A 21,478-nucleotide genomic window follows, 5' to 3' on the forward strand; every position below is an offset into this window, starting at 1 on the left:
GATGGTGCATCGACGCGGCCTCGCGCTCGCCCTGCTGGCCTCGACCCAGCTCCTGCTGATCCTCGACACCGCGATCATCAACGTGGCGCTGCCCTCCATCGGCGCCGACCTCGGCACCGACGCCGCCGGCCTGTCCTGGGTCGCCAACGCGTACCTGATCACCTTCGGCGGCTTCCTGCTGCTGGCCGGCCGGGTCGCCGACCTCGTCGGCCACCGCCGGCTCTTCACGGCCGGACTGGCGCTGCTGTCCGCCGCCTCACTCGGCGGCGCCTTCGCCGGCGACAGCCGGCTGCTCGTCGCCGCCCGCGCCCTGCAAGGGGTCGGGGCGGCCTGCGCGGCCGCCGCGGCCTTCGCGCTGGTCCTGCTGCTCTTCGCCGAGGGACCCGAACGGCACCGCGCCCTGGGCGTGTTCGCGGCGCTCGGGGGGCTGGGCGGCGCGCTGGGCACGGTGCTGGGCGGCGTCCTCACCTCCGGCCTCGGCTGGCGCTCCACGTTCGTCCTGAACGTTCTGGTGGGTGCGGCGCTCATCGCCCTGACACCGGCCGCGCTGGCCCCCGTCCTGGCCCGCCGTGAGCGGACCGCGGCGGCGCCCGGCGCCCTCCGGGACTTCGACCTCGGCGGCGCCCTCACCGCCACCGGCGGCCTCAGCCTGATCGCGTACGCGCTGGTCGACGCGGGTAGCGCGGGCTGGACCGACAGCGGCACCCTCCTCGCCGGAGCGGCCGGACTGGCCCTGCTGACGGCGTTCGCGGTCGTCGAGACCCGCGCCGCCCGTCCGCTGGTTCCGCCCGGTGTGCTCGGCCGGCCGGCGCTGCGGCTGGCCAACATCCTCAGCGCGCTGGCACAGATGGCGCTGTTCCCGATGTTCTTCCTCGTGAGCCTGTATCTGCAGAACGTCCTGGACTACGCACCGGTCACCGGCGGACTCGGACTGCTGCCGCTGTCGATCGTCGTCGTGCTGACCGCGCCGCAGACCGGACGGCTGGTCTCCCGCTTCGGACTGCGCCCGGTGATGACCTCCGGCTTCGCGCTGGTGGCCGCCGCCATGGTGTGGCTCGCGCTGTCGCTGTCGCCGGACGGATCCTTCGCCACGACGGTCCTCGCCCCCAGCCTGCTGATCGGGATCGGGCTGCCGCTGGTCATGGTGACCACCAACGTCGCCGCGACCGCGCAGGCCGGACCCGGCGAGACCGGACTGGTGTCCGGACTGATCAACACCAGCCAGCAGTTCGGCTCCGTCCTCGGCCTCGCGGTACTCGTCGCGGTGGCCGCGGCGCACACCCGGACCGCGGGACCCGGAGCGGCCGCCGAAGCCGCCGGCTTCCGCACCGCGCTGCTCGCCGGCGCCGCCTTCGCCGCGGCCGCCACCCTCCTGACGCTGCTGCTGCGCAGCCCGTCGCGGGAGAAGGCCGACCCCACACCCAGCACACACACATCCCTGTGACCCTCGGAATGACGGTGCCCCACATGTCTGTGCTCCACGTGCTCCAAGGGCAAGAGCCCTATTACCGGATCGAGGAGATACGCGGTGTCGACCCGCTGGGAGCGGACGAGGCCTGCGAGAAGCTCCGCGTCATGAACGCGGACGGCGATGTGTCCGGCATGGTCACCGCGCTGCGCGAACTCCTTCCGGCCACCGACGTCCTGGACGACTTCTCCACCGTCGAGAACCTCGCGGCGATGCGGGACCTGGGCATCTTCCTCGGCTCCGTCAAGCGGCACGGCACCGAGCCGCTCGACGCCGTACCGGAGGCGCTGCCGGTGCTGCGCGCGCTGGGCCGCCGTACCGGCATGGTGCCGCGGGACACCGTCCACCACTACACGGCCTGGAACCCGGTCGGCGCCCGCCAGCGCATGTACACCGGGGACCCCATGGAGGCCTGCCTCCAGGACGCCGTCCGGATGGTCTTCCCCAGCCTGTGCGCCTCGCTGGACGCCTGCTCGGAACTGGCCACCCTCGAACCCCACGACAGCCGCTTCTCGTCCTGCCTCGACCGGCTCGCCGGACTCGTCCAGGCCATGGTCGACTCGATCGACTTCACCATCGCCAACGTCTCACCGGTGTTCTTCGCCCGGGTCCTGCGCCCCTACTTCGAGGAGATCACCCTCGACGGCCGCGAATACCTCGGCCCGGCGGCGGCCCAGGTCCCGCTCTGGCTGGTCGATCTGACCCTCTGGCAGTCCGACCGCAGCACCGGGCGGTACGAGTCCTTCCTCACCGAGTCGGTGCCCTACAGCCTCCCGGCCTGGCGTACCTTCCACGCGCGGTACCAGGGCAGCCCCTCCGCGGTGGGCAAGCTCTCCTTCGCGATCAGCTGGGAGGAGGCGGACCGGCTGCCGCCCACCCTGCGGGCGAGCGCCGTCGCGCTGGCGCGGGTGCTGCGCATCCTGAAGACCTTCCGGGCCCGGCACATCCGTATCGCCCGTGAGGCGTACAGCGACGAGGTGCGGCTGTACGACTACGGGAGCGGCGGCGCACCGGTCGAACTGCTGCGCTCCGTACTCGACCTGACCCGCGAGAACGAGACGCTGGTCCGGCGCTCCACCGAAGGGGAACGATGAACCGCATCGTCATCGCGGGAGGCGGCATCGCCGGCCTCACCGCGGCACTCAGCCTGCACGCCGTCGGCCGCACCGACGTGATGGTCGTCGAGGCCGCCCCGGAGATCCAGCCGGTCGGCGCGGGACTCAACATCATGCCCAACGCGGTCCGTGAACTGGCGGCCCTGGGGCTGTACGAGGAACTGGCCGCCGTGTCGGTACCCACCAGCGAGCTGCGCTACTACCACAGCAGCGGCAGCCTCGTCTGGCAGGAGCCGCGCGGCACCGGCGCCGGGTACCGCTGGCCGCAGCTGTCGATCCACCGCGGTCAGCTGCAGAACGTGCTGTCCCGCGCGGTCCGGGAACGGCTCGGCCGCGCGGCGGTCGTCTCCGGCGCCCGGGTGGACGACTTCACCGAGCTGCCCGGCGCCCAGCTGCGCGTCGCCATCAGGGACCGGGCCAGCGGCGCCACCACCGACATCGGCGCGGAGATCCTGATCGGCGCGGACGGCATCCGCTCGGCGGTCCGCTCCGCCATGTACCCCGGCGAGGGCGAACCGCCGTGGAACGGCATGCTGGTCTGGCGCGGGGTGTCCTGGATGCCGGCCGACCGCGTCGGCACCTTCATGTTCATCGCGGGGAACAACCGGCAGAAGGCCGTCGTGTACCCGATGACGATTCCGGCCGCGCCCGGCGAGAAGGTGCTCGTCAACTGGGCGCTGGCGATGCCGGCGGAGCAGGACGGCGCCCCGGACCGCAGCGACTGGAACCGCCCGGTGCCCACCGCCAAGTTCCGCCACCACTACGAGGGCTGGGTCTTCGACGGGGTCGATGTCGGCGAGGTCGTCGATGCCGCCGAGGCCGCCTTCGAGTACCCGATGGTGGACCGTGAGCCGCTGGTGCGCTGGACCTTCGGCGGGGCGACGCTGATCGGCGACGCCGCCCACGCGATGTACCCGATCGGCTCGAACGGCGCCACCCAGTCGATCATCGACGGCCGCGCCCTGGCGCACGCGATGGCCGCCCACGAGGACCCCGCGCGGGCCCTGCTGGCCTACGAGGCGGAGCGCCGGCCGCCCATGACCGAACTGCAGCGCTCCAACCGCCGGCTGGGCCCGGAGGTGGTCATCAACATGGCCCACGAACGGGCCCCCGACGGCTTCACGGACATCCACGACGTGATCCCGCGCACCGAACTGGAGACGATCGCCAGGAGCTACGCCGTGGCCGGCGCGTTCGACCCGGCCACGGTGAACCAGGGTTCCCCCTACGACGTCGGAGCTGTCCGCGCCGTCCAAGCCGTCCGGGCGGTGCGCTGAGCGGGTCGCGGGCGGGACGGGCGGCTCAGTCGAAGGAGAGCGAGCCCGTCCGCGTCCGCTTGAGCTCGAAGAAGTCCGGGTAGCCGGCCAGCGACCGGACGCCGTCGAAGACGCGGGCCGCCTCCTCGCCCCGGGGGATCGAGTTCAGCACCGGGCCGAAGAAGGCGACGCCGTCGACATGGATCGTCGGTGTGCCGACGTCGTCACCGACCGGGTCCATGCCCTCGTGGTGGCTCTTGCGCAGCGCTTCGTCGTACCGGGGATCGGTGGCCGCGGCGGCCACCTCGGCGGGCAGCCCCACCTCGGCCAGCGCCTCCTTGACGACGGTGTCGAAGTCCTCGCGGTTGCCGCCGTTGTGTATCCGGGTGCCCATGGCCGTGTACAGGTCCCGGAGCACACCCTCGCCGTGCTGCTCTGCGGCGGCGATCGCGACCCGCACCGGGCCGAGCGAGCGGTCCACCAGATCCCGGTACCACTCGGGCAGCTCGCGGCCCTCGTTCAGGACGAACAGGCTCATCACGCGGAAGCGCAGCTCGATGTCCCGCCGCTGCTCGACCTCGAGGATCCAGCGGGAGGTGATCCAGGCGAAAGGACAGGCGGGATCGAAGTAGAAGTCGACTTTCGCGGGCTGGACTTGGGAGGTAGGAGAGGTCATGCGGCGATGCTAACCGGCACCTCTGACAGCCCGCCGGGCCCTGCGCCGCCCGGTGCCCACCCCGCGCCGCCCCGCGCGGTGACGCGCCGCCCGAATGCCCCGGCGCACGTCCGTTCGGGCGTTTGAACGACCGGATCGTGGATAGCGGACGGATCGCGGGGCGGGACCCGGCTACCGTCGTAGCGTGAAGGCAATCCGTCGTTTCACCGTGCGAACTGTCCTGCCGGAACCGCTGCGTCCGCTCGGCGAACTGGCACAGAATCTGCGCTGGTCCTGGCACCCGGAGTCCCGGGAGCTGTTCCAGACCGTCGACGAGGAGGGCTGGCGGGCCGCTGCCGGAGACCCGGTACGGCTGCTCGGCGCCGTCTCCAGGGAACGGCTCGAGGCCCTCGCCCAGGACCGCAGATTCCTGCGCCGTCTCTCCTCCGCCTCCGAGGACCTGACCGACTACCTCACCAATCCGCGCTGGTACCAGGGGCAGTCCTCCGAACTGCCCGCCGCCATCGCCTACTTCTCGCCCGAGTTCGGGATCACCGCGGCCCTGCCCCAGTACTCGGGCGGCCTCGGCATCCTGGCCGGGGACCACCTCAAGGCCGCCAGCGACCTCGGTGTGCCGCTGATCGGCGTCGGACTGCTCTACCGGCACGGCTACTTCCGCCAGAGCCTGTCCCGCGAGGGCTGGCAGCAGGAGCACTACCCGGTCCTCGACCCCAACGAGCTGCCGCTGAGCCTGCTGCGCGAGCAGGACGGCACCCCCGCCCACGTCGTCCTCGCCCTGCCCGGCGGCCGGTCGCTGACCGCCCACATCTGGAAGGCCCAGGTGGGCCGCGTCCCGCTGCTGCTCCTCGACTCCGACGTCGAGGAGAACCACCGCACCGAACGCGATGTCACCGACCGCCTGTACGGCGGCGGCAGCGAGCACCGGCTGCTGCAGGAGATGCTGCTGGGCATCGGCGGGGTGCGCGCCGTGCGTGCGTACTGCCGGCTCACCGCGCACCCGGCCCCCGAGGTCTTCCACACCAACGAGGGCCACGCCGGATTCCTCGGCCTGGAGCGCATCCGCGAACTCGGCGGGGAAGGGCTCGCCTTCGACGCGGCCGTGGAGGCGGTACGGGCCGGCACGGTCTTCACCACCCACACGCCCGTCCCCGCCGGGATCGACCGCTTCGACCGCGAGCTGGTCGGGCAGCACCTCGGCGACGGCGGCGAACTGCCCGGTGTCGACATCCAGCGGGTGCTGGAGCTGGGCATGGAGACGTACTCCGGCGGTGACGCGAACGTCTTCAACATGGCGGTGATGGGGCTGCGGCTGGCCCAGCGCGCCAACGGCGTCTCCACCCTGCACGGCGCCGTCAGCCGGCAGATGTTCGCCGGGCTGTGGCCCGGGTTCGACGCCGACGAGGTGCCGATCGCCTCCATCACCAACGGGGTGCACGCCCCCACCTGGGTGGCCCCCGAGGTCTTCCGGCTCGGCGCCCGCCAGATCGGCGCGCAGCGCGCCGAGGACGCCCTGATGATCGGCGAGACCCAGCGCTGGGAACCCGTCGCCGAGATCCCGGACCCGGCCGTGTGGGAACTGCGCCGGGTGCTGCGCGAGCAGCTGGTGGAGGACGTACGGCGCCGGGTGCGTGCCTCCTGGCGGCAGCGCGGCGCCGGCCAGGCCGAGCTGGGCTGGGTCGACGGCGTCCTGGACCCCGACGTCCTGACCATCGGCTTCGCCCGCCGGGTCCCGTCCTACAAGCGGCTCACCCTGATGCTCCGCGACCAGGACCGGCTGATGGACCTGCTGCTGCACCCCGAGCGGCCGGTCCAGATCGTCGTCGCGGGCAAGGCCCACCCGGCGGACGACGGCGGCAAGCGGCTCGTCCAGGAACTGGTGCGCTTCGCCGACGACCCGCGGGTCCGCCACCGCATCGTCTTCCTGCCCGACTACGACATGGGCATGGCCCAGCACCTCTACCCGGGCTGCGACGTCTGGCTCAACAACCCGCTGCGCCCGCTGGAGGCGTGCGGCACGTCAGGGATGAAGGCCGCCCTCAACGGCTGTCTCAACCTGTCCGTGCTCGACGGGTGGTGGGACGAGTGGTTCGACGGCAACAACGGCTGGGCCATTCCGACCGCGGATGGCTTCGCGGACGACGATCCCGACCGCCGGGACGACGTCGAGGCGGCGGCGCTCTACGACCTCGTCGAGAACCAGGTCGCCCCGCGCTTCTACGACCATGACGCGAACGGCCTGCCCGCCCGCTGGATCGAGATGGTCCGGCACACCCTGGTGACCCTGGGACCCAAGGTGCTCGCGGGACGTATGGTGCGCGACTACGTCGGGCAGCTCTACGCCCCGGCCGCCCTCGCGCACCGGGCCATCGCCGGCGACGCCGCCCGGGAACTCGCGGCCTGGAAGGCCCGGGTCCGCGGCGACTGGCACCGGGTCACCGTCGACCATGTGGAGACCGGCTCCGTGGGCGGATCCCCCGAGCTGGGCTCCACCCTGACCCTGCGGGTCCAGGTGACCCTCGGCGACCTCGACACCAGCGACGTCGACGTCCAGGTGCTGTCCGGGCGGGTGGACGACGCCGACCGGATCTCCGACCCGGCGATCGTCTCCCTCAAGCCGTCCTCCCAGCCCGACATCGAGGGGCGCCGGCTGTACGAGGGTCCGCTCACCCTCGACCGGCCCGGGCCCTTCGGCTACACCGTCCGTGTCCTGCCCACCCACCCGCTGCTCGCCGCCCCCGCGGAGCTCGGCCTCATCGCCACTCCCGCCGAATCCGAGGGTATGACGACGGGCATACTCCGCTGACCCGGCACGCATGACAACGCGACGGCCGGTACCAGGGACTCCCTGGTACCGGCCGTCGCGTTCGTCAGTGGTGCCGCTGTGCGGTCAGGCCGCGCGGCGGCCGCCGCCCGCGCCGTCCTCACGACGGGCACGACGGCCCACGGCGCCACCGCGGCCGGCGGCCGTGCGGCTGCCGGCGGCGGGGCGGCCGGGGGTGCCGCCGCGGCCGTTGACCCCGGCCCGGCCGGAGCCCGCCGCTGCGCCCTCGGCGTCGGTACGGGGGCGTCCGCCACGGCCACCACGGGTGCTGCCCGCGCTGCGCGGCGTGCCCGTCGGAGCGGCGGTGGTGCCCGCGCCGGCAGTGGCCGCGCCGGCGGGGCGACGGCCACGGCCGCGCGTCCCGGAGACCTTGTTCGTCTTCGGCTTGGCGGCTTCCTGGGCGGCGGCGTGCACCGGGTCGTGAATGGTGACGGCACTGCCGGACGGCTTGCGGGCACCGGTGACGCGCACCAGCTCGGGGTCGCCGGGGCGGACCCGCGCGGTGTGCGGCTTGATACCGGCCAGCGCCATCAGGCGGGCGTTCTCCCGGCGCTGCGCGGGCAGCACCAGGGTGATGACGGTGCCGGACTCGCCGGCCCGCGCGGTACGGCCGCCACGGTGCAGGTAGTCCTTGTGGTCGCCGGGCGGGTCCACGTTCACGACCATGTCGAGCCCGTCGATGTGGATACCGCGGGCGGCGACGTTGGTGGCGACCAGCGCGGTGGCCTTGCCGGTACGGAACTGGTCCAGGGCACGGTTGCGCTGCGGCTGGGACTTCCCGCCGTGCAGGGCGACGGCGGTGACGCCGGCGGCCAGCAGGTGCTTGGTGAGCCGGTCGGCGCCGCGCTTGGTGTCGACGAACATGATCACGCCACCCTCGCGGGCGGCGATCTCGGCGGTCACGGCGCGCTTGGTGTCGTCGTCCACGTGCAGCACGTGGTGCTCCATGGTCGTCACGGTCGCGGCCGACGGGTCGACCGAGTGCGTGACCGGGCTGTGCAGGAAGCGCTTGACCAGCCGGTCGACGTTCTTGTCCAGGGTGGCGGAGAAGAGCATCCGCTGGCCGTTCGGCTTCACCTGGTCGAGCAGCTTGGTGACCTGGGGCAGGAAGCCCATGTCGGCCATCTGGTCGGCCTCGTCCAGGACGGTGATCTCGACCCGGTCGAGCATGCAGGCCCGGCGGTCGATCAGGTCGGCGAGCCGGCCCGGGGTGGCGACGAGGATCTCGGCGCCGTTGCGCAGCGCGGCGATCTGGCGGGTGATGGACGCACCGCCGACCACCGTCGTCTGGCGCAGCCCGAGCACCTGGGCGTAGGGCGCGAGCGCCTCGGTGACCTGGGTCGCGAGCTCACGCGTCGGCACCAGGACGAGCGCCAGCGGGTGCTTGGCCTCGGCCCGCTGCCCGGCGGTGCGGGTCAGCATCGGGAGCCCGAAGGCGAGGGTCTTGCCGGAGCCGGTACGGCCACGGCCCAGCACATCCCGGCCGGCGAGCGCGTCGGGCATCGTCGCGGCCTGGATCGGGAACGGCTCGGTGACGCCGTTGGCGTTCAGCGCGGTGACCAGCGCGGGAGAGATGGAGAGTTCTGAGAACAACTTCAAGGGGGAACCTTCCTCGTGACGGAGACGAGGGAGGACCCTCGGCGCCAGGGGCCGTCCGGCGGATCGCGGACTGCCTCTTCGACGCCTGCGGACCGGCGTCCTGCGGCGCTCATCGGAGCGCCGCACTTGTTTTGTTTCCGCTGCGCGCGAGAGGCCCGCACCGTGCGGTGCGGGCCTCTCGCTACTGGGCGCGATGAGCGCTCAGGGGTGCCTCAGAGAGGGCGGATGTTCTCGGCCTGCGGGCCCTTCTGGCCCTGCGTGACGTCGAACTCGACCTTCTGGCCCTCGAGCAGCTCACGGAAGCCCTGGGTGGCGATGTTCGAGTAGTGGGCGAAGACGTCAGCGCCGCCGCCGTCCTGCTCGATGAAGCCGAAGCCCTTTTCGGAGTTGAACCACTTCACGGTTCCGGTAGCCATGTCTGTCTCCCTAATGGGTGCAGTTAATACAGCACCCGCACTTTACGGATGCCGCGTCGCCGCGATGATCTCCCCACACCGGACATGACGCCGGTAAAACAAATGTGCGCCTGGCCGCAAGGACCGGGCGCACATGGAGTTCATGGGTACCACAACTGCAACGCAGCCCACTGTACCAGAAACGTCGCGGACGATCATCCCGAAAGCGGTCGCGCCGCATGACCTCCGTCACACAGCGCGACCGCCGTTCTCGAGCCGTTCAGTCGGTCCGGAGTGCCCTCAGAGGATCCTCAGGGCGTCCGTTCCGGGTCAGAAGGTGAGCTTCCAGCTGTTGATGTAGCCGCTGTCGACGCTGTACACGTCCTGCACCTTGAGCCGCCACGTGCCGTTCGCGACCTCGCTGGAGGCGTTGACCGTGTAGGTGGCGACCACGTTGGCCGCGGAGTCCGACCCGCTGGAGTTCTTCAGCCGGTAGGTGCTGCCGTCGGGGGCGACCAGGTCGATGACCAGGTCACCGCGGTAGGTGTGGACGATGTTGACGCCCACCTGCAGGGTGCTCGGGGCGTTGCCGGTACGTCCGGTCACCGCGATGTTGGAGTAGACCGCCGCGCCGTGGTCCGGGATCGAGACGTCGGTGGTGTTCTCGAAGACGTTGCCGCCACCACCGGTGGGGCTGATCGTCCAGTTGAACGTGGCCGAGCCGGTGGCGTTGGTGGAGTCCTTCGCCGTGACCGTCACGCTGTTGTTGCCGACCGTGGTCGGCGTGCCGGAGATCAGGCCGCTGGAGGCGTTGATCGACAGGCCGGCCGGCAGGCCGGTGGCCGTGTAGGTCAGCGCGCCGCCGTTGGTGCTGCTGGCCTGGATCTGCAGGCTCGCGGCGGTGTTCACGACGGTGTTCTGGTCGGCCGGCTTGGTGACGGTGACGCCACTGGTCGGCACCCGTGCGCCGACGCCGATGGCGGCCCAGGTGTTGGCGACCGTGTTCCACGTCGCGCTGCCGGATCCGTACAGGTCAGCAGCGGCCTGCAGGCTCTGGGTGCGGGCGGCCGCGTAGTTGGTGGTCGAGGTGAAGCGCTCGCTCAGCGCCTTGTACCAGACCTTCGAGGCGGCGTCCCGGCCGATGCCGGGGACCGGCAGGCTGTCGGCGGTCGGGCTGTTGTACGTGACGCCGTTGATGACCTTCGTTCCGCTGCCCTCGGAGAGCAGGTAGAAGAAGTGGTTCGCCGGGCCGGACGAGTAGTGCACGTCCAGGTTGCCGATGCCGGAGTACCAGTTGTCGGGCGACGTCCCGTCGCGCGAGGGCTTGTCCTGGTAGCGCAGCGGGGTGCCGTTGCCGTTGATGTTGATCTTCTCGCCGATGAGGTAGTCGCCGACGTCGCTGGCGTTGTTGGCGTAGAACTCGACCGAGGTGCCGAAGATGTCGGACGTCGCCTCGTTGAGGCCGCCGGACTCACCGCTGTAGTTGAGACCCGCGGTGGCGGCAGTGACGCCGTGGCTCATCTCGTGGCCCGCGACGTCGAGCGAGGTCAGCGGGTCGGCGTTGCCGCTGCCGTCGCCGTACGTCATGCAGAAGCAGCCGTCGTCCCAGAAGGCGTTGACGTAGGCGTTGCCGTAGTGCGTGCGGGAGTACGCGCCGACACCGTCGTTGCGTATGCCGTTGCGGCCCATCACGTTCTTGTAGAAGTCCCAGGTCTCCTGGGCGCCGTAGGCCGCGTCGACGCCCGCGGTCTCGGCATTGGACGTGGTGCCGTTGCCCCACGTGTCCGAGGACTTCGTGAAGAGGGTACCGGTGCCCGACGTGCCGTGGTTGAGGTTGTAGGTCTTGTGCCCGCCACGGGTGTTGTCGGTCATGCTGTACGTCGAGCCGGACAGCGTGGTGCCGAAGGTGACCTGGCCGCTGTACTGGCTGTTGCCGACGCCGGTCTCGATGCCCTGGTACTCGAAGAGCCGGGAACCGGTCTTGGCGTCGGTGATCACGTGCAGCTGGTTCGGGGTGCCGTCGTCCTGCAGTCCGCCGACGACGGACTCCCAGGCCAGTGTCGGCACGCCGGTGGCCGCCCAGACGACCTTGCGCGGGGAGCCGGCCAGGGCCGGGCTCTTCGCGCCGTCCGCCTTGGCCCGGCTGATCGCGAAGGACTTCGCGGAGTCGGCGGTCGTGGTGGCCGTGGTGCTCGACACCGCGATCTCGGCGTTGGTCGCCCGGTTGACGCTCGTGGTGGCGCCGGCCGGCGTGCTCGCCACGACCAGGTCGCCGCCCAGGACGGGCAGGCCGTCGTAGGTGCGCTGGTAGCGGGTGTGCACGGTGCCGTCGGCGTCCCGCAGAACGCTGGTCGGGATGAGCCGCTCCTTGGCGCCGAGCCGCAGTTCGCCCGCGGTGCGGGCGACATTGGCGTTGGCGTCGGCCAGCAGCGTCGCGCGCTGGGTGGCCGAGAGGGCGGCCGGCAGGGCGCCGGAACGGGGCTGAACGTGGGAAGCGCTCTGTGCGTCGGTGCCGGCCGCGGCGGTGCCCGAGGGCAGCGCTACGGCTAGCAGTGCGGCGGTGGCGGCGAGTGCGCCTGCCGCGACTGCCTTGCGGGGGGATCGTCTCACTACGGAACTCCTTCTGCGGCGGCCGCGGGGTCGGGCCGTGAACAGACGGGCAGGTGGGGTTGTGTGCTGCCCGGGTAGAGCGACGTGCGGGTGGGACGTGCGTGACCGCTGCTGCTGCACAGACCCGTGGTGCTGTTGGGGGAGTGCTGTACGGCGGCTGCGGGAAGAGTGCCACTGTTTACCGGTACATGTCATTGGGGTGGCGAAAACTTGGCCGATTTCCGTCCGTTGACCGATGCGCGGCGCCCGTTATACGGACGCCGCTGCGTCGAATCGCGGACCGGTCCGGTCGCGGCCAGGTCAGCGGGCCGGTACCGGGCCGCCCCGGTCAGACCAGGCTGTCCCGCCAGGCCTCGTGCAGATCCGCGAACCGGCCATGGTCCGCGATCAGTTCGGCGGGGGCCCCGTCCTCGACGATCCGGCCACCCTCCATGACCAGCACCCGGTCGGCGATCTCCACCGTCGAGAGCCGGTGCGCGATGATCACCGCGGTCCGGCCGCGCAGCACCGTGTCCATCGCGTGCTGCACCGCTCGTTCACCCGGCACGTCCAGCGAGGACGTCGCCTCGTCCAGGATGAGGACGGCGGGATCGGCGAGCAGCGCCCGCGCGAAGGCCACCAACTGCCGCTGGCCGGCGGAGATCCGGCCGCCGCGCTTGCGGACGTCCGTGTCGTAGCCGTCCGGCAGCGCGGAGATGAAGTCATGTGCTCCGATCGCTTTCGCGGCCCGCTCGACCTCCTCGCGTCCGGCATCGGGTCTGCCGATCGCGATGTTCTCAGCGACCGTCCCGGAGAACAAGAAGGCCTCCTGGGTCACCATCACGACTCCGCGTCGCAGCTCCGGAAGCGCGAGTTCCCGCAACGGGACGCCGTCCAGCGTGATCCGGCCGTCCGTCGGGTCGTAGAAGCGGGCCAGCAGCTTGGCGAGGGTGGACTTGCCGGCGCCGGTCGCCCCGACCACCGCCACCGTCTGCCCGGCCGGAATCCGCAGATCGAAGACCGGGAGGATCTCGCCGCCGGTGCGGTACGCGAAGCGCACGCCGTCGAAGAGCACCTCGCGGCCCGGCAGCTCGCCGCCGCGGCCGGGCAGCTCGCGGGGTTCCTCGGGTTCGGGCACCGAGGGGCGCTGCGCCAGCAGGCCGGCGATCTTCTCCAGCGACGCGGCGGCCGACTGGTACGAGTTGAGGAACATCCCGAGCCGGTCGATGGGGTCGTACAGCCGCCGCAGGTACAGCACGAACGCCGCCAGCACCCCCAGCGCCAGACCGCCGCCCGCCACCCGGTACGCGCCCCACACCACGATTCCGGAGATCGCCGCGTTGGCCATCAGCCGGGATCCGACGACATAGCGCGCCATCTCCAGGATCGCGTCCCCGTTGATCCGCTCATGGGTGCCGTTGAGCTCGGCGAAGTCCGCCTCGTTCGGCTTCTCGCGACGGAACGCCTGGACCGGCCGGATGCCGTTCATCGTCTCGGTGAACTTCACGATCACCGCGGCGATGGCCGTGGACCGCTTGCGGTAGACGACCATCGAGCGCTTCTGGAAGGACCGGATCATCAGATACAGCGGGGCGCAGGAGAACAGCGCCGCCAGTCCCAGCTTCCAGTCCAGCCAGAGCAGGATCACCGAGATGTAGACCGACGACAGGACGACGCCGAGCAGCTCCTCCATGCCCTCGGTCAGCAGCTCGCGCAGCGATTCGACGTCCGAGGTGGCGCGCGCGATCAGCCGGCCCGAGGTGTAGCGCTCGTGGAAGTCCAGGCTGAGCGCCTGCGCGTGCCGGAAGATCCGGCCGCGCAGATCGATCAGCACATCCTGGCTCACCCGGGCCGCGACCCGGATGAACGCCCGTTGCAGCAGCCCGGAGGCCAGCGCGCAGCCCAGGTAGACGCAGGCGAGCAGGATCAGCGGGCCGTGCCGGCCGTCGCGCAGCGCCGGGATCGCCCGGTCGATGGCGTACGCCACCAGCAGCGGCCCGGCCTGCACGGCGGCCTGCTGCACCAGCAGCAGCACCGTCGCCACCCAGACCCGGCGGGTGTGCGGCGTCAGCAGCGACTTCAGCAGGGTGAGCTGCGCGCCCTTGGGGGAGGGGAGCACATCCTTCGTGAACGGGTCGTCCGGGGCCGGCGGCCGGATCGGGTCGTCCACGGCGCCGGCCGGCTCCTCCCCGGAACCGGCCTGCCCGGTCTGTTCGGCCACGGAGGTCATCGGGCCACGCTCCTCTCGCCGTCGCCGGACATCAGATGGCGGTACTCCGCGCTGTCGGTCAGCAGTTCGTGATGGGTGCCGACGGCCGTGATGCGGCCCTCGGACATCAGGGCGACGCGGTCGGCGAGCATGACCGTGGACGGCCGGTGCGCCACGACGAGCGCGGTGGTCTCCGCCAGGACCTCGCGCAGCGCGGCCTCGACGAGCGCCTCGGTGTGCACGTCCAGCGCGGACAGCGGGTCGTCCAGCACCAGGAAGGCCGGACTGCCGACGACGGCACGGGCCAGCGCGAGCCGCTGCCGCTGGCCGCCCGACAGGCTCAGCCCCTGCTCGCCGACCTGGGTGTCCAGACCGTGCGGCAGCCGGGCGACGAAGTCGCACTGGGCCGTCTCCAGCGCCCGCAGGACGGCGGCCTCGTCGGCGCCGCCCGGCCCCGCGCCCATCGCCACGTTCTCCCGCACGGTCGCGGAGAACAGCGTCGGCTCCTCGAAGGCGACCGCGACCAGTTCGCGCAGCCGCTCCCGGGACAGCAAGGCGATGTCGGCGCCGTCGAGCGTGATCCGGCCACCGGTGGCGTCGTGCAGCCGGGGGATCAGCGCGGTGAGCGTGGTCTTGCCGCAGCCGGTGGCGCCGACCAGCGCCATCGTCTCGCCGGGGCGGATGTGCAGATCGATGCCGTGCAGCAGGTCGGGGGTGTTCTCCGGCGCGTCCGGGTAACGGAAGCGGACGTCCTCGAACCGCACCCCGTCCAGGGCCCCGGCGGGCTCGGCGCCGAGGCCGGCGGCGTCGGCCTCCGCGGCGTCGATCGCCTCGAAGAACCGGTCGGCCGCCGTCGCCGACTCGTTGCTGATCGCCAGCAGGAAGCCGAGCGACTCCACCGGCCAGCGCAGCGCGAGCGCGGTGGTCAGGAACGCGACGAGGGTGCCGGCCGAGAGCTCGCCGTCGGACACCTGCATGATCCCGAGGATCAGCGCCGCGCCGATGGCGACCTCGGGCAGCGTCATGATCAGCGCCCAGATGTCCGCCAGCAACGTCGCCTTGTGCAGTTCGGTACTTCGCAGCCCGTGCGCCTTCGCCCGGAACGCCTCGGTCTGGCTGCGGTGCCGGCCGAACGCCTTGATGATCCGCACGCCGAGCACCGACTCCTCGACCACCGTGGCCAGGTCGCCGGCCTGGTCCTGCGCGGAGCGGGCGGCCAGCGAGTACCGGGCCTCGAACACCGAGCAGAGGATCACCAGCGGGACGATCGGCAGCAGCAGGACCAGCCCGAGCGTCCAGGCCTGGGAGAACAGGATCGCGAAGCCCAGCACGATCGCGGCGCCGTTCACCACCAGGAACACCAGCGGGAACGCCAGGAACATCCGCAGGATCTGCAGGTCCATCGTGGCGCGCGACAGCAACTGCCCGGAGGCCCAGCGGTCGTGGAAGGCGACGGGCAGCCGCTGCAGATGCCCGTACAGGGCGGAGCGCATCGACGCCTCGACGCTCGCCAGCGGCCGCGCCACCAGCCAGCGCCGCAGCCCGAACAGCCCGGCCTCCAGCAGGCCGAGGAGCAGCAACACGCCGCCGCCGAGCCACACCCCGGACGGGTCGTGGTCCGCGACCGGGCCGTCCACCATCCATTTCAGGACGAGCGGGATCAGCAGCGCCATGCTCGACGCGAGGACGGCCGCCACCGCGGAGCCGGCCAACCGGCCGCGGATGGGGCGTACATACGGCCACAGCCGCAGCAGGGAGCGGACGGCGGATCGGGGTCCGGGGGGCGCGGGGTCAGAAGTCGCTTCAGGCATCGATTCGACGATACGGGCGACCACCGACAGCGCTCATCCGGTTTTTCCGGCCGGTTGTGCCACCCGCCGCAGATTGCGGATCGCCGGCACCGACAACAGCGACACACAGACCACCAGGGACACCACGCTGCCCGCCAGCAGCACATGGCGCGCGCCGAACGCGGACGACGCCGGCCCGGACAGCGCCTGGCCCACCGGCAGCATCGCGACCGACCCGGCGACCTCGTAGGCGTGGATCCGGTTCAGGATCTCGCCGGGCACCTGGGTCTGCACGCTGGTCGCCCAGTTCACGCCCCAGTACGCCCAGGCGGAACCGGCGACGAAGATGCAGCCGCAGATGGCCGGTACCGGCAGGTGCAGACCGACGGACGCCGGGTACAGCGCGCTGCCGAAGAGGGCGGTGGCTCCCGCCCGCAGCGGGAAGTGCGACCGGAACCGCATCGCGAGCAGCGCACCGAGCGCGGTGCCCGCGCCCAGGCAGGAGTTGACCAGGCCGTACGCCTTCGGGCCGTGCGCCGGCAGGATCTCACCGGCCGTGAGCGGCGTCACCGGGCCCATCACCGTCACCATGAAGACCATCCAGATCACGATGACCGTCCACATCCAGGTGCGGCCCCGGAACTCCCGCCACCCCTCGACGAGATCGGCCCGGAAGGTACTGGTCTTCGGCCCGGTGGTCTCATGGGCGACCGGCGGCAGCCGGAGCAGGAACACACAGACCGCGCTCACCCCGAAGGTGACCGCGTCCACCGCGATCACGCCGCCCGCCGACGCGAACGCCACCAGCAGCCCGGCGACCGCGGGACCGGCCAGCGCCATCATCGACTCGGCGGTCCGCACCACCCCGTTGGCACCCTGCACATCGGTGGCGACCCGCGGCACCGTACTGGCCACGCCGGGCTGGAACATCGCCGCGGCGACCCCGTTGACGGCGGTGATCGCGCACACCTGCCACAGCACCACGTGGTCGGCGAAGAACAGACCGGCCAGCAGCGCCATCATGCCGAGCCGTACGAGGTCGGCGCCGATCATCAGCAGCCGGGCGTTGAACCGGTCCGCGATCACGCCGCCGAATATCACCAGCCCGGCGAAGCACCCCATGTACGACGCCATCACCAGCCCGATGGCACCGGCCCCGTACCCGTACTGCAGCAGCCCGGCGGCCATCGCCACCGGCAGCATGGAGTCGCCGAGCATGGCGACCGAGCGCGCGGTGAAGTACAGCCGGAAGTTGGCCGACCACAGCCCCGGGCCCTTCGCGGGCGCTGTGACGGACCCCGCCGCCGGCCCGGTCGGCGGATCGATGAGGAGAGGGTTCTCGCAGGGCTGTGGCGCGGAGGAGGTCACAGGGATCGAGTGTGGACTGGACCAATTCTCCGTGTCCAGGGGTTTCAGTGGCTGGACGTCCGTGGGGCCGGAGTGGTGGTGGCCGGGAGGGCGCGCAGCAGCAGGAGGGAGCGCCCCGGCACCGTCACCGAGCCGCCCGCCGGGTATCCGGTGCCCGGTGGCCGGGACTGGTCCTCGGCGGTGGTGTCGAGGAGGAGTTCGTAGGAGTCGGCCCAGGGGTGGCCGGGGAGGGCGAAGCGGGCGGGGCGGTGCGAGGCGTGGGCGATGATCAGGAAGCTGTCGTCGGTGATGGGGACGCCCTGGGCGTCGCGCTGCGGGATGTCGTCGCCGGAGAGGTACATGCCGATGGTGTGCGACGAGGCGAACCAGTCGTCGTCGGTCATCTCCTGGCCCCCGGCGGTGAACCAGGTGAGGTCGGGCAGCCCGCCGGGGGTCTGGGAGCGGCCGGAGAAGAACGCGCGGCGGCGCAGCACCGGGTGGGCGCGGCGCAGTGCGATGACACGCGCGGCCAGCGTGCTGAGCCCCCGCCAGTCGGGGTCGTCCAGCAGCGACCAGTCGATCCAGCTGATCTCGTTGTCCTGGCAGTACGCGTTGTTGTTGCCGCCCTGGGTGCGGCCCATCTCGTCACCGGCCACCAGCATGGGGACGCCGGTGGACAGCAGCAGCGTCGAGAGCAGGTTGCGCAGCTGCCGGCGGCGCAGGGTGTTGATCCCGGGGTCGGTGGTCGCGCCCTCGGCGCCGCAGTTCCAGGAGCGGTTGTCGTGGGTGCCGTCGTTGTTGTTCTCGCCGTTGGCCTCGTTGTGCTTGGACTCGTAGGAGACCAGGTCGCGCAGGGTGAAGCCGTCGTGCGCGGTGATGAAGTTGACCGAGGCGTACGGCCGCCGGCCGCCCCAGGCGTACAGGTCGCTGGAGCCGGAGAGCCGGTAGCCGAGGTCGCGTACGTCGTGCTGGGCGCCGCGCCAGAAGTCGCGCACCGCGTCCCGGTAGCGGTCGTTCCATTCCGTCCACAGCGGGGGGAACGCGCCGACCTGGTAGCCGCCCATCCCGACGTCCCACGGCTCGGCGATCAGTTTCACCCGCCGCAGGACCGGGTCCTGGGCGATGACGGCGAGGAACGGCGAGAGCATGTCGACGTCGTGCATCGAGCGGGCGAGCGCAGCGGCGAGGTCGAAGCGGAAGCCGTCGACGCCCATCTCCGTCACCCAGTAGCGCAGCGAGTCGGTGATGAGCCGCAGGACGTGCGGCTGCACGACGTGCAGGGTGTTGCCGCAGCCGGTGTAGTCGGCGTAGCGGCGCGGGTCGTCCTGCAGCCGGTAGTAGCCGCGGTTGTCGATCCCGCGCAGCGAGAGCGTCGGGCCCAGCTCACCGCCCTCGGCGGTGTGGTTGTAGACGACGTCCAGGATGACCTCGATACCGGCGGCGTGCAGGGCGCGCACCATCCGCTTGAACTCGCCGACCTGCTCACCGCGGGTGCCGCCGGCCGCGTAGCCGGAGTGCGGCGCGAAGTAGCCGATGGAGTTGTAGCCCCAGTAGTTCTTCAGCCCGGCCCGCTCCAGGTGCTCCTCATGGGCGAACTGGTGGACGGGCAGCAGCTCGACGGCGGTGACGCCCAGCCCGGTGAGGTGCTCGATCGCGGCCGGGTGCGCCAGCCCCGCGTAGGTGCCGCGCAGCTCCTCCGGTATGCCGGGATGGCGCTTGGTGAAGCCCTTGACGTGCAGTTCGTAGATGACGGAGTCGGACCACGGCGTCTTGGGACGGTGGTCGTCGGACCAGTCGTCGTCATCGTGGACGACGACGCCCTTGGGCACGAGCGGGGCCGAGTCCCGGTTGTCGCGGACGGTGTCGGCGATCTGCCGCTCCGGCCAGTCACGGACGTGCGCGTAGACCTCGGAGGGCAGCGTGAAGTCGCCGTCCACCGCGCGGGCGTACGGGTCCAGCAGCAGCTTGGCGGGATTCCAGCGGGCGCCGGTCCACGGGTCCCAGCGGCCGCTGACCCGGTAGCCGTAGCGCTGGCCGGGCAGCACGCCGGGCACGAAGCCGTGCCAGATCTCGTGCGTCAGCTCGGTGAGCGGCGCCCGGGTCTCGGTGCCGTCCGCCTCGAAGAGGCACAGCTCCACGGATTCGGCGCCGCCCGCCCACAGCGCGAAGTTGGTGCCCGGCCGGCCGTCGGGGCCGGTGCGGAAGCGCGCGCCGAGCGGTTCGGAACTGCCGGGCCAGACCGTACGGGGCGCGCTCCCGGGCTCGGGGCCGCCTGCCGCCCCGGGGTCCGGGGTCGTCCCCGGAGCCTGCTCCTGAGCGGGCCCGGGGACGGCCGGCGGAGGGCTCGTCCGCAGGCCGTTCGGCCGGGGGACCGCCTCAACGGCCTCCATGGCCTCGTGCTCGCGTGTCTCTGACACGTGCTCGCCTCCCGCGGCTCGACAGGATCCAGCCGTACGCGACCGCGGCCACGGTACGGCGGAACCCCACGCGTCCCACTAAAGCCCTGGCCGGGCGCGGCCCTTCCCGGCGTCCCGTGCCGGGTCGGTGCCGTCTCCTCCTACCATTCCTTCCCCTCCGGACGCGTGCAGTCACCCGTGTGATCGGTGTCGTCCCTGTTGCCCTGCTGTTCCCGTACACATGGGCGGTGACACGTTTCCCCGGGGGTGCCGCTCTCGTTGACCCTGCGTGACGAATGTGGTGAGGCGCGCCCTGCGCGCCGGGGCGGGACTGGTAGGAGCGGTAGTACTCGGCGGGCTCCTCGCCGGATGCGGGGCGGGAGGCGGTGGCGACGTCGGCAGCAGGAGCGACGACGCCGCCCCGAGGGACGTCGTCCCGCAGGTGTCGGAAGCGGTCATCAGCATCACGCCGGACGACGCGGCGCACGATGTGCTGCCCGACGGGCAGCTGCGGGTCGGAGTGGAGAAGGGCGAGTTGACGCAGGTCAAGGTGGCCGACGCCGAGGGCGTACCGGTCCCCGGCACCCTCGCCGCGGACCACAGCGGCTGGCTGCCCACGGGCAAGCTGGCGCTCTCCACCCAGTACACGGTGGACGCCTACGCGGTGGACGGCCAGGGCCGCCGGGCCGCCAAGCACGCCGTGTTCACGACGCTGGTGCCCAAGCACAAGTTCATCGGCTTCTACACACCCGAGGCCGGATCCACCGTCGGTACCGGCATGATCATCACCATCAACTTCAACCGGCCGGTCACCGACCGTGCGGCGGTCGAGCGGGCGATCACCGTCCACGCGAAGCCCGCGGTGGACGTGGCCCCGCACTGGTTCGGCAGCCGGCGCCTCGACCTGCGCCCCAGGAAGCACTGGCGGGCCGGCACCGAGGTGACCATGTCGCTGCGGCTCAAGGATGTCGAGGGCGCCGACGGCATGTACGGCACCCAGTCCAAGGACGTCCGGTTCACCATCGGCCGCGACCAGACCAGCACCGTCGACGCGGACGCGCACACCATGACCGTGCGGCGCGAGGGCCAGTTGTTCAAGACGCTGCCGATCTCGGCCGGCAGCCCGGGGCACCCCACGTACCAGGGCACGATGGTGATCGCCGAGAAGTTCGCCCTCACCCGGATGAACGGCCAGACGGTCGGTTTCGGTGGGGAGTACGACATTCCGGATGTTCCGCACGCCATGCGCCTCACCCGCTCCGGGACGTTCCTGCACGGCAACTACTGGGCCGCGCCCGGGACCTTCGGCGTCACCAACACCAGCCACGGCTGTGTCGGGCTCGCCGATGTGAAGGGCGGCCGCTCGACGACGCCGGCGGGCTGGCTCTTCGAGCACTCGCTCGTCGGCGACACCGTCGAGGTGATCAACTCCCACGACCGCACGGTCGCGGCGGACAACGGCATGGGCGGCTGGAACCTCAGCTGGCAGGAGTGGCGCGCGGGTTCCGCCGCGTCCCTCGACTCCGCCGCGTCCCCGGAATCCGGCTCCAACCCCTGACGCGGCGCTCCCCGCGGTCCCTTCCGGGCCCGGTCCGCCCCCGGTCGACCACCGGGTGGGGGCCGGGCCCGGAGTCCGTTCCGGAAGCGGTTCCGGGGCCGGATCCTGCCTCGTGGCGCGTTCACAGCACACTGGGACGGAATGGTGACATTCCCGTGTCACCGGGCCTACCTTGCGTGTGATTATCTGTCGTTTGCGTGAGCGGTATTACGCGCAGAAGCCCCAGCGGCTCTGCAGCGGCCACGCACAGGGGGGTCAG

Annotated in this window: 13 protein-coding genes; 5 read left to right on the forward strand and 8 right to left on the reverse strand. The window is 71.7% G+C overall.

Annotated elements, in window-relative coordinates:
- Position 1 precedes the first annotated feature (1 nt).
- Genes C6N31_RS15255 through C6N31_RS15265 form a run of 3 tightly spaced genes read left to right on the forward strand, consistent with a single transcriptional unit; the run spans position 2 to position 3,860 of the window.
- The gene (locus tag C6N31_RS15255; protein ID WP_138354883.1) at positions 2-1,444 is read left to right on the forward strand and encodes an MFS transporter; all 1,443 of its coding nucleotides are present in this window, start codon (positions 2-4) and stop codon (positions 1,442-1,444) included.
- Positions 1,445-1,467: 23 nt separating this feature from the next.
- Positions 1,468-2,562 carry a monodechloroaminopyrrolnitrin synthase PrnB family protein gene (locus tag C6N31_RS15260; protein ID WP_187145028.1) on the forward strand — a complete coding sequence of 365 codons (1,095 nt, stop codon included), beginning with the start codon at positions 1,468-1,470 and terminating at the stop codon, positions 2,560-2,562.
- Entirely contained in the window at positions 2,559-3,860 is a 1,302-nt protein-coding gene (locus C6N31_RS15265) for a flavin-dependent oxidoreductase (RefSeq protein ID WP_138354884.1), read from the forward strand. Before C6N31_RS15260 ends, C6N31_RS15265 begins: the two co-directional genes overlap by 4 nt.
- 25 nt (positions 3,861-3,885) lie before the next feature.
- Here the strand turns inward: C6N31_RS15265 and C6N31_RS15270 are convergent, their stop codons facing one another.
- Complete coding sequence (locus tag C6N31_RS15270; RefSeq protein ID WP_138354885.1) at positions 3,886-4,515, reverse strand: mycothiol-dependent nitroreductase Rv2466c family protein; 630 nt, start codon at positions 4,513-4,515, stop codon at positions 3,886-3,888.
- A gap of 184 nt (positions 4,516-4,699) precedes the next feature.
- Here C6N31_RS15270 and glgP point away from each other — a divergent pair, with 184 nt between their 5' ends.
- Entirely contained in the window at positions 4,700-7,318 is a 2,619-nt protein-coding gene (glgP, locus tag C6N31_RS15275; RefSeq protein ID WP_138354886.1) for an alpha-glucan family phosphorylase, read from the forward strand.
- Between the two features lie 84 nt (positions 7,319-7,402).
- Here glgP and C6N31_RS15280 read toward each other — a convergent pair whose 3' ends face one another.
- From C6N31_RS15280 to glgX, 7 genes are all read right to left on the reverse strand, one after another.
- Positions 7,403-9,130: a DEAD/DEAH box helicase gene (locus tag C6N31_RS15280; RefSeq protein ID WP_138354887.1), complete on the reverse strand. Its 1,728-nt coding sequence runs from the start codon at positions 9,128-9,130 to the stop codon at positions 7,403-7,405.
- 17 nt (positions 9,131-9,147) lie between these two features.
- The gene (locus tag C6N31_RS15285; protein WP_138354888.1) at positions 9,148-9,351 is read right to left on the reverse strand and encodes a cold-shock protein; all 204 of its coding nucleotides are present in this window, start codon (positions 9,349-9,351) and stop codon (positions 9,148-9,150) included.
- Positions 9,352-9,660: 309 nt separating this feature from the next.
- Entirely contained in the window at positions 9,661-11,940 is a 2,280-nt protein-coding gene (locus C6N31_RS15290; RefSeq protein ID WP_244809439.1) for a M4 family metallopeptidase, read from the reverse strand.
- Positions 11,941-12,268: 328 nt separating this feature from the next.
- Entirely contained in the window at positions 12,269-14,149 is a 1,881-nt protein-coding gene (locus C6N31_RS15295) for an ABC transporter ATP-binding protein (RefSeq protein WP_138354890.1), read from the reverse strand.
- A complete protein-coding gene (locus C6N31_RS15300) occupies positions 14,146-15,939 on the reverse strand; it encodes an ABC transporter ATP-binding protein (protein ID WP_138354891.1) in 1,794 nt (597 codons plus the stop codon). The genes C6N31_RS15295 and C6N31_RS15300 overlap by 4 nt, the downstream gene beginning before the upstream one ends.
- A 33-nt stretch (positions 15,940-15,972) precedes the next feature.
- Positions 15,973-17,286, reverse strand: a complete 1,314-nt coding sequence (locus C6N31_RS15305; protein WP_381586248.1) for an MFS transporter — start codon at positions 17,284-17,286, stop codon at positions 15,973-15,975.
- Positions 17,287-17,330: 44 nt separating this feature from the next.
- Positions 17,331-19,682 carry a glycogen debranching protein GlgX gene (gene glgX, locus C6N31_RS15310; RefSeq protein WP_381586249.1) on the reverse strand — a complete coding sequence of 784 codons (2,352 nt, stop codon included), beginning with the start codon at positions 19,680-19,682 and terminating at the stop codon, positions 17,331-17,333.
- Between the two features lie 268 nt (positions 19,683-19,950).
- Here glgX and C6N31_RS15315 point away from each other — a divergent pair, with 268 nt between their 5' ends.
- Positions 19,951-21,219 carry a L,D-transpeptidase gene (locus C6N31_RS15315; RefSeq protein ID WP_138354892.1) on the forward strand — a complete coding sequence of 423 codons (1,269 nt, stop codon included), beginning with the start codon at positions 19,951-19,953 and terminating at the stop codon, positions 21,217-21,219.
- The last annotated feature ends 259 nt before the right edge of the window (positions 21,220-21,478 follow it).

This window comes from Streptomyces fildesensis, assembly GCF_016107395.1.
Lineage (GTDB): Bacteria > Actinomycetota > Actinomycetes > Streptomycetales > Streptomycetaceae > Actinacidiphila > Actinacidiphila fildesensis.

Excerpts from the sequence above, each read along its gene's own strand:
- C6N31_RS15255 (WP_138354883.1), top strand. The coding sequence starts at position 2 with ATGGTGCATCGACGCGGCCTCGCGCTCGCCCTGCTGGCCTCGACCCAG.
- C6N31_RS15260 (WP_187145028.1), top strand. The coding sequence starts at position 1,468 with ATGTCTGTGCTCCACGTGCTCCAAGGGCAAGAGCCCTATTACCGGATC.
- C6N31_RS15265 (WP_138354884.1), top strand. The coding sequence starts at position 2,559 with ATGAACCGCATCGTCATCGCGGGAGGCGGCATCGCCGGCCTCACCGCG.
- C6N31_RS15270 (WP_138354885.1), bottom strand. The coding sequence starts at position 4,515 with ATGACCTCTCCTACCTCCCAAGTCCAGCCCGCGAAAGTCGACTTCTAC.
- C6N31_RS15285 (WP_138354888.1), bottom strand. The coding sequence starts at position 9,351 with ATGGCTACCGGAACCGTGAAGTGGTTCAACTCCGAAAAGGGCTTCGGC.
- C6N31_RS15295 (WP_138354890.1), bottom strand. The coding sequence starts at position 14,149 with ATGACCTCCGTGGCCGAACAGACCGGGCAGGCCGGTTCCGGGGAGGAG.
- C6N31_RS15300 (WP_138354891.1), bottom strand. The coding sequence starts at position 15,939 with ATGCCTGAAGCGACTTCTGACCCCGCGCCCCCCGGACCCCGATCCGCC.